At 69.4% G+C, this 10,833-nt stretch carries 11 protein-coding genes and 1 pseudogene; 7 read left to right on the top strand and 5 right to left on the bottom strand.

The window, feature by feature from the left end; translation table 11 throughout:
- Nucleotides 1–444: 444 nt before the first annotated feature.
- A complete protein-coding gene (locus AB0F68_RS34420; RefSeq protein ID WP_357345937.1) occupies nt 445–1,722 on the bottom strand; it encodes a winged helix DNA-binding domain-containing protein in 1,278 nt (425 codons plus the stop codon).
- Nucleotides 1,723–1,907: 185 nt separating this feature from the next.
- Here AB0F68_RS34420 and AB0F68_RS34415 point away from each other — a divergent pair, with 185 nt between their 5' ends.
- Entirely contained in the window at nt 1,908–3,113 is a 1,206-nt protein-coding gene (locus AB0F68_RS34415; protein ID WP_357345936.1) for a chitosanase, read from the top strand.
- 175 nt (nt 3,114–3,288) lie between these two features.
- Here the strand turns inward: AB0F68_RS34415 and AB0F68_RS34410 are convergent, their stop codons facing one another.
- On the bottom strand, nt 3,289–3,618 hold the full coding sequence (locus AB0F68_RS34410) for a hypothetical protein (protein WP_357345934.1): 330 nt from the start codon (nt 3,616–3,618) through the stop codon (nt 3,289–3,291).
- 429 nt (nt 3,619–4,047) lie between these two features.
- On the opposite strand from AB0F68_RS34410, the gene AB0F68_RS34405 reads away from it, so the two are divergent.
- From AB0F68_RS34405 to AB0F68_RS34395, 3 genes are read left to right on the top strand one after another with little or no spacing between them, the layout of a single operon-like run.
- Nucleotides 4,048–4,644: a molybdopterin-dependent oxidoreductase gene (locus tag AB0F68_RS34405; protein WP_357345932.1), complete on the top strand. Its 597-nt coding sequence runs from the start codon at nt 4,048–4,050 to the stop codon at nt 4,642–4,644.
- Entirely contained in the window at nt 4,614–5,354 is a 741-nt protein-coding gene (locus AB0F68_RS34400; RefSeq protein ID WP_357345930.1) for an FAD-binding oxidoreductase, read from the top strand. Before AB0F68_RS34405 ends, AB0F68_RS34400 begins: the two co-directional genes overlap by 31 nt.
- A 2-nt stretch (nt 5,355–5,356) precedes the next feature.
- A complete protein-coding gene (locus AB0F68_RS34395; protein ID WP_357345928.1) occupies nt 5,357–5,650 on the top strand; it encodes a DUF6510 family protein in 294 nt (97 codons plus the stop codon).
- Nucleotides 5,651–5,662: 12 nt separating this feature from the next.
- On the opposite strand, the pseudogene AB0F68_RS34390 reads toward AB0F68_RS34395, so the two are convergent.
- Together AB0F68_RS34390 and AB0F68_RS34385 are read right to left on the bottom strand one after the other, a co-directional pair.
- Nucleotides 5,663–5,779, bottom strand: a pseudogene (locus AB0F68_RS34390) (NADP-dependent oxidoreductase); the annotation flags it as partial.
- A 313-nt stretch (nt 5,780–6,092) separates the two neighbouring features.
- The gene (locus AB0F68_RS34385) at nt 6,093–6,689 is read right to left on the bottom strand and encodes a TetR/AcrR family transcriptional regulator (RefSeq protein WP_357345926.1); all 597 of its coding nucleotides are present in this window, start codon (nt 6,687–6,689) and stop codon (nt 6,093–6,095) included.
- A 296-nt stretch (nt 6,690–6,985) separates the two neighbouring features.
- On the opposite strand from AB0F68_RS34385, the gene AB0F68_RS34380 reads away from it, so the two are divergent.
- Both AB0F68_RS34380 and AB0F68_RS34375 read left to right on the top strand, forming a co-directional pair.
- Complete coding sequence (locus AB0F68_RS34380) at nt 6,986–7,543, top strand: hypothetical protein (protein WP_357345924.1); 558 nt, start codon at nt 6,986–6,988, stop codon at nt 7,541–7,543.
- Nucleotides 7,533–8,981, top strand: a complete 1,449-nt coding sequence (locus AB0F68_RS34375; protein WP_357345922.1) for an NAD(P)/FAD-dependent oxidoreductase — start codon at nt 7,533–7,535, stop codon at nt 8,979–8,981. The genes AB0F68_RS34380 and AB0F68_RS34375 overlap by 11 nt, the downstream gene beginning before the upstream one ends.
- A gap of 15 nt (nt 8,982–8,996) precedes the next feature.
- Here the strand turns inward: AB0F68_RS34375 and AB0F68_RS34370 are convergent, their stop codons facing one another.
- Entirely contained in the window at nt 8,997–9,800 is an 804-nt protein-coding gene (locus AB0F68_RS34370) for a class I SAM-dependent methyltransferase (protein ID WP_357345920.1), read from the bottom strand.
- A gap of 47 nt (nt 9,801–9,847) precedes the next feature.
- Between AB0F68_RS34370 and AB0F68_RS34365 the strand changes: the two genes are divergently transcribed.
- The gene (locus tag AB0F68_RS34365; protein ID WP_357345918.1) at nt 9,848–10,423 is read left to right on the top strand and encodes a helix-turn-helix domain-containing protein; all 576 of its coding nucleotides are present in this window, start codon (nt 9,848–9,850) and stop codon (nt 10,421–10,423) included.
- Nucleotides 10,424–10,833: the final 410 nt, after the last annotated feature.

Raw genomic sequence — 10,833 nt, 5'->3', positions numbered from 1 at the left:
GGAGACCACCGACACCAACGACCTGCCAGCGCTCAGCGCCTAACAACAACGAAGAATCACGCTCAACCGCAAACACCACGTCCAAGGACTTGACCGAGGCGATCGCCACTTCGTGGCTCAGTCGAGCAGCCAGCCGTGTAGTTGCGCGCCGTACGGAGTCCGGGCGAGCGCCGCCAGGGCTAACCGCGCCCCTGTGCTGATGACGAGCCAGTCGAACGGTTTCCGGCTTCCACGGGCGACCGGGTCAGGCGCACCGCGCAGCTCATCGGGGGAGTGCTGCTGGGAATCCGTCGTCCCCGACGCGTCCTCGTGGACAGAATGGCCGAGCCGCGTTCGCACCGGGTACAGCACCTTCCTGCCGTTGCTGGGCCCATGCTAGAAGCGGCTGGCTTCAACGCCGGGAGGGCGAGCTCCCCACCCCTGCAACGGCACCCACACCTTGCGTCAAGTGTCCGTGATCATGACGCGGTTGGCGCGTCGTGGCTCGGGCTGGAACATGGTCAGCAGGCTCTCGCCCTCGGCGACGACGGCGTCGCGCTCGGGTGTCGTGAGCGCGCGCAGCGGCGTGATCTGCAACGTCGCCGCGCCGTCCTCGGCCGTGACAGCCCACGTGCCCACGACCCGGCCGTCGACCAGCAGGAAGCGGGCACCCGTGACACTCAGCCCGCGATGTTCGGTGTCGATGACGCGGCTGCGGTCGTCGTAGCCGAGCACCGCGTTGTCGAACGCCGGCAGGAAGCGCGGCGGCGCCGGGGTCTCCGGGTCGGGCAGCGCGCCGTCGGGAACGTCGAGCAGCTCGCGGCCGCGCTCGTCGCGGAACGTCCGCAAGGATGGCCGCAACCGTTGGACGGACTCCCGCAGCCCGCTCCGCCCGGACCAGGCGCGAATGTCAGCGCTGGCCGCCGGGCCGTAGGCGGCTAGGTAGCGTAGGACCAGCGCGTCGACGGTGGCTGGTGACTCCGGCTCCAGCGGGCGGCCCAGCCACGTCTCGATTGTGGTGTTGTACGCGGCGCCGCGCTCGCCCCAGACACCGCGGGGTGGCACCTGCACGAGCGGCACGAGCGTGCTGAGCGCGTCACCCATCGAGCGCGGCTCCACCCCCGGCCAGCGGTCGGCGATTGCGCGAGCCGCCTCGGTCAGCATGCGCGGCCGCTCCTCGAACAGCGGCCGGCCCAGTCTCGCCAGCTCGTCGAGGCCGACACCGGGCAGCACCCGGCGCAGCGTGGACCACATGCGGGAGACCAGCATTGCCTGGTGCACGGGCCGCAGCGCGAGGCAGTCGCGCGCGGTCACCAGGTGGAGGGTGCGGCGCATCAGCAGCGTGCGGACCGCCCGGCGGCTCAGCAGCAGCTCGGCAAGCGCCGGCGGCTGGAAGCCCGCGAGACGGCTCCACAACCCGACGTACGGCTCCAGGGGCTCCTGCGCCTGCAACCCCACCAGGTGCTCGAGGGTGTCGGCGACCGGCATGTCGTGCCGCTGCAGCAGGAGCTGGCGGGCCAGAAGCGCCCGGTTGAGGGCGCGGCGGTCGAGCACCATCACGGCTGCGACATTATCTGCCACCCCAGACGCACTTCCCCGCGTCGCGCAGTGGGTCACCGACGAGCTCGTCACCACATCGGCCTGAGAATCCAGCCGGAGACGGAATCCGCATCGCCAGCTGGCGGAGGCGACGATGGTTCTTGCGCGCATGGCGCTCGCGGTCAGCGCGGTGCCGCCGAGCACCCACCGGCGCAGCGTGTGCTGTCCCGGTTGGCACAGTGGACGGACGCCGGTGGTTTGACATTACATAGACGTACTGTTATTTGTTAATAAGGTTTTCTAATGTCCATGGCGGTAGCCGGAGCCGGTCCGACACGCAGGCCACCGACCGGGGACAACCCCTGTCAGTCCTCATCCCAGGAGAGCCCATGCTTCCCAAGCGGACAGCCGCCTACCTCTCAGCGGCTCTGCTGATGTCCGCCGCGGCGCTGGGCTACGGCCTGACGTCGGCCAGCGCCGCGACGGCCGGGCCGATCACCGGCCTCGGCGGGAAGTGCGTCGACGTGGCCGGTGCCAACCCGGCCAACGGCACGCCGGTCCAGCTGTGGGACTGCAACGGCACCGCGGCCCAGGCATGGACCGTCGGCAACGCCGACGGCTCGGTCCGCGCCCTCGGCAAGTGCCTGGACGTCACCGCCGCGTCAACCGTCGACGGCGCGAAGGTGCAGCTGTATGACTGCAACGGCACCGGCGCGCAGAAGTGGGCCGCCAGCAACGGCGCTCTGGTCAACACCGGCTCCGGCAAATGCCTCGACGTCACCGGCGGCAGCACGGCCAACGGCACCCGCCTGCAGATCTGGAGCTGCGTCGGCAACGCCAACCAGCGGTGGACCCTCCCGGGCGGCGGCACCACGCCCAGCCCGTCCGCCCCGGCCGGCACCCCCCTCGACGACCCGGCGAAGAAGGACGTCGCCATGCAGCTCGTCTCGGCGGCGGAGAACTCCTCGCTCGACTGGCGCGCGCAGTTCTCCTACATCGAGGACATCGGCGACGGGCGGGGCTACACAGCCGGCATCATCGGCTTCTGCTCCGGAACCGGCGACATGCTCGAACTGGTGGAGGCCTACACGAGAACCAAGCCGGGCAACGTGTTGGCGGGATACCTGCCGGCCCTGCGCGCCGTCAACGGCAGTGACTCACACGCCGGCCTTGACCCGAACTTCCCCCGCGACTGGCGGACTGCCGCCACCGACCCCGTGTTCCGGGCCGGCCAGGAAGCCGAGCGGGACCGCGTCTACTTCAACCCGTCGGTCCGCGACGGCAAGGCCGACGGGGTACGGGCACTCGGCCAATTCGCCTACTACGACGCGGCCGTGATGCACGGCTACGAAGGCATGCGGGCGATCCGCAGCCGCGCCCTCACTCGGGCGAAGCCGCCGGCGCAGGGCGGCGACGAGCGGACCTGGCTGCACGCCTTCCTCGACGAGCGCGTCGCCGAGATGAGGAAGGAGGAGGCCCACTCGGACACCTCCCGCGTCGACACCGCTCAGCGGGTCTTCCTCAACAACGGCAACTTTGACCTGAACACGCCGCTCGTGTTCGCCGTCTACGGCGACCAGTACCGCATCGGCTGACGCCCCGCCTCCCGATCCGGCAGTCCTCGCCATCTGCCCGGACAAGCGTGCAGTTCACGGCAGACCCTTCTCGACCGCTTCGACGGAGGCAGCCTCATCGAACCGAAAGCGGCTACCGGCGAGGAGTAGGCCGAACGCCAGAATCGTGCCACGCTGGCGGCCGAATCTCGTCCAGTCATCGGTACCGGCCGTCGTAGCGGACTCCGCTCCGGGTATCCGTGAAGCTGACGCCCACCCGCACTCCGTCCTCGACGATCCACCGAACCGTGTACGCCGCCCGGTACGTCGGCGGCCAGAATGAAGAGAAGGTCCCGTCACCCGTAACAGACCACTCGCCAGCTGACGGTGTGCCCCTGTCGACGTAAGTCGTTCGACCACCCGCCGTGAGCGATTGAGTTGCACCGTCGTGGAACACAAGCTGTGCAGCGGTCAGGGCGGCGATCATGTCCACCGCATCGACCGGCTGGCCATCGACAACGTCCCCACCGGAGGGAACAGGGTCCATCGAACTCTCCTGGCATCGGGCAAGACACTGGCCGCCGTCATCTCGCAGCGGCCACGACATGTCGAACGACCAACTCGGAACAATCTCTAGCCGCACCCTATGGACGCTATCGTCCATTACACTCTCGCTGCGGAGGCATCTGCCAGGTAAGGACGCACCGCCACGACCGTCAGGTGCGCTGCTGCCGCTCCGAACACCGACGGCCAGCGACGCTTGCGGACCGGTGCCACGCTAGCCTACCCTGGACTCGATGGTCCAGTTTATATATCCCGGATTGCGGGCGACCACGTCCCTACCGGGGAGAATCTCATCACCGGGGCACTCGCCGACGATGACGTCATGGGCGGGTGCCACATCGACATCCACCGGCCGAGTGGAAGCACGGGTGGCAGCGGGATCGCGGCCGCCCGGCCACTTGGGGAGGGGCGCATGGCGGTGATCACACGCGGCTTCGGTGGCCGCAGACGCGACGACACCGACCTCCCGCCCGGCCAGTACCGCACAGACGACTTCCCGGTGCTGTCGGCGGGACCCACACCGCGCATCGGCCTCGACGAGTGGGAGCTTGCCGTCGTCACCGAGACCGGCGAGCGAATCACGTGGTCATGGGCGGAGTTCACCGCCCTTCCTGCCGACGAGCCGACCGTTGACATCCATTGCGTCACGCACTGGTCGAAGTTCGGCACGAGCTGGCGAGGCGTCTCGGTGGACACGTTGCTGGCCGACGTCGAGACTACGGCCGAGTACGTCGTCGTCCACTCCTACGGCGGCTACACCACGAACGTCCCGCTCGAGGACCTTCTCGACGGCCAGGCCTGGGTGGCGTACGAGTTCGACGGCGAGCTGCTGGTGCCGGTGCACGGCGGGCCAGCTCGTCTCCTCATTCCTCACCTGTACTTCTGGAAGAGCGCGAAATGGCTGCGCGCACTGGAACTGCGTCTCGACGACGAGCCCGGGTTCTGGGAGACGGCCGGCTATCACAACTACGGCGACCCATGGCGCGAGCAGCGGTACCGGGCAGACTGACCTGGCAGCCGGCGACCGTCGCCGCCACGCGGGCGGAGACTGCGACGGCGCGGACCCTGGTCCTCGACGTCGACGGCTGGACTGGCCACGTGCCGGGCCAGCACGTCGACGTTCGGTTGACGGCTCCCGACGGCTACACGGCGTACCGCAGCTACTCGATCTCGTCCGCCCCGCGGCCCGACCGCCTTGAGGTGACCGTCCAAGCGGTGACCGACGGTGAGGTCTCGCCGTACCTCGTCGACGTTGCAGAGCCGGGTGACCAACTCGAGATCCGTGGACCGCTCGGCGGCTGGTTCGTACGCCAACCCGCCGATCCGCGCCCGGCGTTGCTGATCGGCGGCGGGTCCGGCGTTGCGCCCCTGATGTCGATGGTGCGTGCGGCGACGAATCCCACCAGGCTGCTCTACTCGACCCGATCCCCGTCCGATGCGCTGTTCACCGCCGATCTTGCAACTGCACGAGCCGCAGGCGATGGGCACGTCGCCGTCACACACGTCTATACCAGGGTCGCGCCCCCCGGCTGGCCGGCCCCACCCCGACGACTGGACGCGGACGCCCTCGCCCGCGTCGCCTGGCCCCGCGATGCCGACGCTGTGGCGTTCGTCTGCGGGCCCACCGGATTCGTCGAGACCGTTGCCGACCTGCTCGTCGACATCGGCCACGATCCCGCGAACATCCGCACTGAACGTTTCGGACCCACCGGAGGATGACCATGTCGACCACCAACATCGGAGCCGATGACGCACCCTGGGTGGACGGCAACGCCCTCGCCGGACCGCTCGGCGAGATCATGGGGACCGACCTCACCGTTGCCGAGCTCACCTGCGCCGGGTGCCGGACGACCCGTCCGCTGGCCGCGATGCGCGTGTTCGACCGAGCGCCCGGCCTCGTCGCCCGATGTCCCGGCTGCGAGGACGTCGTCATGCGCGTGGTGCGCACGGCCGGCCGTGTCCTGGTCGACCTGCGTGGGTCGCTCGTCCTCAGCCTCTCGGTGCCGACTGCCTGAGCGCTAGGAATGCAGCGGTGCGAGGTTGCGTGCCTCGACGGCCACATACTCCGCCAGGGTGCCGTCGCGATTCCAGTCCGTGAGGCCGAACACCCGCTGTCCCACCGACAGTCCCGTCGTGCCATACCCGGCCGGCCCGAATGGGAGGCAGGCCAGAGGTGATGCGAAATCGGCTTGGACTCAGCCGGCCCGGGGGAGCGCCAGCGTCCGCAGCCTGATAGCCCATGCGGCCAACAGCGGCAGCGTCAGACAATGGAGGGCTTGAGTCCCTGGGGTGCCAGCGAGGTCGGCGGCCTGTCTCGTACTAGAGAGCGACGGCGAGCAGCCGCTGGTCTGGGCCGAGGGTGTCAAGGTGGGCCAAGGCCTGCTCCAGGTAGGTAATGCGGTGAGCGAGGGCACTGCTGCCCGGGGCCGAGGGTGGCGGCGTGTGGGGCCAACGGGTTCAGGATGGCTGGCGTGCGGCGTGAGTTCGGATGAGTCCCTCGACGCCGCGGAGGAAGGTCTCGGAGATCAGCACCCGGTCGAAAAGACAGCCGGCCGCCATGGCGCCATCGCGGAGCATGACGAAATGCCGCGCGGCGGGCTCGGCCTCGGTTTTCTCGATGTTCGCCATCAAGGTGTTGATCGTGTCGAGGAACCACTGCCGATGCGTGAGGACGGCCTGGTGAACGGGGTGGTTGGGATCGGGATACTCAGCGACGGCGTTCAGGAAGGCGCAGCCGCGGAAGCCGGTGGTCTGGATGTCACGGGCAATCGACTCTGCAACGGTCCGGAGGGCGTCGGGCGCCGGTAGGCCGGCGGCGATGGCCGTGTCCAGCTGGTCGCGGATGGCTTGATCGGCCGCCTGCAGATAAGCAAGGACGAGATCCTCCTTGCCGGGGAAGTGCCGATAGAACGTGGCCCGGGTCACTTTCGCCTCGGCGATGATCCGATCGACGCCGACCGAGTGGATCCCCTCTCCGTAGAAGATCCTGGTCGCCGTGTTGAGGAGCCGTTGCCGCGCCTCGGACGGCCGGACGGGAGTCTCGCTACGTGCCATTAACCCATAGTAGCGACAGAACGTTCGGTCTTGACCTCGATCCGTCGCGCTCCGGCATTCGTCGCGGGTGGCGCGATGGCCTCGCCCAGCCCGGCCGGAAGCACGCCTGCGCGCTCTTTGGCGCGGCGGCCAGCACTCAAACGGTCGCGAGCAGAAGGGTAGAACGTTCTGTCTTGACAGTCGGGTGCGAGGTCGTCATCATCAGGGAGACAGAACGTTCGTTCTCTAGGATGGTGTTCCCGACCGCCGCGCCCACTGGTCGCGGTTACCCCTCACTCGCCACCGAAAGGACCACCATGACCACCGTTACCGCACCCGCCATCTCGACGACGGCGTCCACCCTGCGGCGGCTGTACTTCGTCCGCTTCGCGTTCGCCATCGTCTGGGCCCTCGTGATGTTCACGACCGCCACCCACCTCGGCCCGCTCGCCGTCACATTGCTCGTGCTCTACCCGCTGTTCGACGTGGCCGCCGCCGTCACCGATGCCCGCGCGTCACGCGCCACCGGATCGCCCACCCTGCTGTACGTGAACGTCGCGGTCAGCCTGCTTGCCGCGGTCGGCCTGGCCGTCGCCAGCTCGTCCGGCATACCTGCGGTCCTGCGCGTGTGGGGTGCCTGGGCCGTTGTGGCCGGGCTGGTGCAGCTGCTCGTCGGTGTCACCCGCCGCCGGATGGGCGGCCAGTGGCCGATGATCATCAGCGGTGGCATCTCCGTACTCGCCGGCGGTTCATTCATCGCCAGTGCCTCCGCAGGCAACCCGATCCTGACCAACGCGATCGGCTACGCCATCCCCGGCGGCATCTTCTTCCTCATCTCGGCCATCCGCCTCGGCCGCGCCGCCCATGCGAACTGACATGGAAAGCGCTACGTATGACGTCGTCGTCATCGGCGCGGGGCCTGTCGGCGAGAACGTCGCCGATCGGGTCGTGCAGGGCGGACTGACCGCCGCCATCATCGAGCGAGAACTCGTCGGTGGCGAGTGCTCCTACTGGGCCTGCATGCCGACGAAGGCGTTGCTGCGCAGCGCGACCGCGCTCCGGGCGGCACGTCAGCTGCCCGGAGCGCGTGAGGCGGTGACGGGCCACCTGGACGCGACCGCCGTGCTGCGCCGTCGCGACTCCTTCACCTCACACTGGTCGGACGACGGGCAGGTGTCGTGGCTCGACTCGGCCGGGATCGCGCTGTATCGCGGCCAGGGACGGATCAGCTCCGACCGGGTCGTCGAGGTGACCGGCGAGGACGAAGCCTCGACCTCGCTCACCGCTCGGCATGCGGTCGTCGTCGCGACCGGAAGCAGCGCACTGATCCCGGACGTCACCGGTATCCGCGAGGCGGCACCGTGGACCAGCCGGGAGGCAGCCGCAGCCAGCGAGGTTCCGGGTCGGCTCGCCATCATCGGTGGTGGCGTGGTGGCATCGGAGATGGCGACCGCGTTCGCAAGTCTCGGATCCGTGGTGACGATGCTGGTCCGTGACGGTGTGCTGCCGCTCGCGGAGCCGTTCGTCGCCGAGCGGGTCACGCAGTCGTTGCGAGCAGCCGGTGTGCTCGTAAACCTCGGTGCCGAGGCCGCGTCGGTGACCCGCAAAGACGACGGCACGGTGCACATCACGCTCACCGACGGCGAGCAGGTCGAAGTCGACGAACTCCTGCTCGCGACCGGCCGTACGCCGAACACGCGGGACATCGGCCTCGACAGGATCGGCCTGAAGCCCGGCGCCTGGCTCACGGTCGACGACACGTTGCGGGTCGTCGACGACGGGGCGTTGATCGGCGACGGATGGCTGTACGCCGCCGGTGACGTCAACCGGCGCACCCTGCTGACCCACCAGGGCAAGTACCAGGCGCGCGCAGTGGGCGACGCCATCGTGGCGCGGGCCAAGGGCGCAGCGGTTGAGGAAGGCCGGTGGGGTCGGCACGTTGCTACTGCCGACGAGCGTGCCGTGCCGCAAGTCGTCTTCACCGACCCGGAGGTCGCGTCGGTGGGGCTGACCGCAGCCGCCGCCGAGGCCGCCGGGCTGCGGATCCGGGTCGTCGACTACGACCTGGCCGCCGTCGCGGGAGCCGCCCTGCATGCCGAGGGATACCAGGGGCATGCCCGGATGGTCGTCGATGAGGACCGGCAGGTGATCGTCGGCTTCACGATCGTCGGTCCGGACGTCGCGGAACTGCTGCATGCGGCGACGATCGCGGTCGTCGGTGAGGTTCCGCTGGATCGGCTGTGGCACGCCGTTCCCGCGTTCCCGACGGTCAGCGAGGTCTGGCTGCGCCTGCTGGAAGCGTACGGCCGCTGACAGCTAGTACCCGGGCTAGCGCCCGGCGTCGGCGGGTGACCTGCGGACAGCGGTCAGGCACCAGGTGGCATAGGTAAGGGTGACATCGCCGTCGACCGCGGCGGCGACCGTCGACAGGATCTCGGCGAGCTTGTCTGGTGGCATGCTCGCGAGGCCGCCGGAAGTCGGGATTAGTTCGAGCAGTTCCTCGCGGGTGTAGGTGCGCTGCCAGTCGTAACGGCGGATCTCGGGTTCGGCGAAGCAGCCGGATGCGCGGACTCCGTCGGCGGCGCGGTCGTAGAGGGCGCGATAGCCGTCGAGGATGGAGCCGGACGGCTGGCGGTAGGGCAGGTCGGGCGCCGCCCGGCGTAGCGCCTCAGCTAGCGCTGCGGCGATCGGCGGCGGCAGTTCGTAGACGTGGCCGAACGGCGCGAGGACGCCGCCCGGGCGCAGTACCTTCGCGGCCTTGGCGGCACCGGCGACGGGGTCCACCCAATGCCAGGCTGTGCCGGAGACGATCGCGTCGAAGGTGCGGCCGGCTGGCTCCCACGTCTCGAACGTCGCGACCTCGACGTCGATGCCGCTCGCGCGGGCGAACTCGGCCATCCGGGGGTCGGGCTCGACGCCGAGGACCGTGCGCCCGGCGGCGCGGAACTGGCGGGCTTCGATCCCGGTCCCGCAACCGACGTCGAGCAACGCGGGGCCCGGCACGGCGGCGACGATGTGCTCGACCAGCGCGCTCGGATACGGGGACCGACTGCGGTCGTAGCGCCCTGGATCGCTTCCGAATGACTCTGCGACGCGACGCGCTTCGTGAGGTCGCGGCGGTAGAGTGGCCATATGCCCACTCTAGTGGGCGATCGCCCACTAGGAAAGCGAAGCATCCCATGCCGACCGGCCTGGCTCTGCGCGATCCGCGCCAGCAACTGTTCGACGCGGCCGCGCGGGTGCTCACCCGCGGCGGCGTCGCGGCGCTGACCAGCCGAGCGGTCACCGACGAAGCCGGAGTCGCCAAGGGCGTGCTGCATCGGCACTTCGCCGACTTTGACGCGTTCCTGGTCGATCTGGTGCTCGACCGCATCGCGCGGGTCGAGGCGCAAGGTGCCGCGCTGCGCGATGCGGCCGGGACCGGGACCGTTGCCGGCAACCTCACCGACGCGATGTTCGAACTCTTCGAGCCGGTCATGTCCGCGATCGTCGTGCTCACCATCGCCCGCGACGAGCTGCGCAACCGCCTGCGGGCGGCCGGCACCGCCCGGTTCCCCGTGGCGGGCGAAGCGGTCGCCGCGGTGGCCGGCTATCTGGCAGCCGAGCGTGACCGCGGTCGGGTCGCCGCCGACGCGGACGTGCAGGTGCTGGCGCCGACCCTGATCGGCGCCGTGCAGCTGCTGTTCACCGAGCACCGCGGCGGCGAGCCGCCGGTCGAAGATGTGCACAAGGTCGTGGTGACCGTCCTGCGCTGACGAGCATGCCGGAGCGGGCCTTGGGCGGCGGTGCGCTGCGCCCGCAGAAGATCGAGAACTGTCAGCCTGATCCACAGAGCGGGGTTCCTGGTTCGGGTTGTCTTGGAGTGACAAACCTTGATACCGGAACCCCGCCTCTCACTTCCTGATCAACACACCCCTTGACCAGCCCCGCCCACCCATAACTGAACGGCGTTGCAGCTAGTACTCCAGCCGCACTTCCGTTGGCGATGTTTGCGCAGCTAGGACCGCAGATGCGGGTCAGGCGTCAGCGTACCCAATCGTCCATCGTAGACTGCGGCACTCGTGGCGGTGGACGATCTTTCGGGGTGGGCGGCAGGTCTGGATGACCTGATGGCGCGGATCGCTGGCCGGTTTCGGCGGGTGGAGCCACGCCGGCGAGCCCGGGC

The organism is Micromonospora sp. NPDC023966 (assembly GCF_040639095.1).
GTDB lineage: Bacteria > Actinomycetota > Actinomycetes > Mycobacteriales > Micromonosporaceae > Micromonospora.
This window is presented reverse-complemented; position numbering and strand designations above follow the sequence as displayed.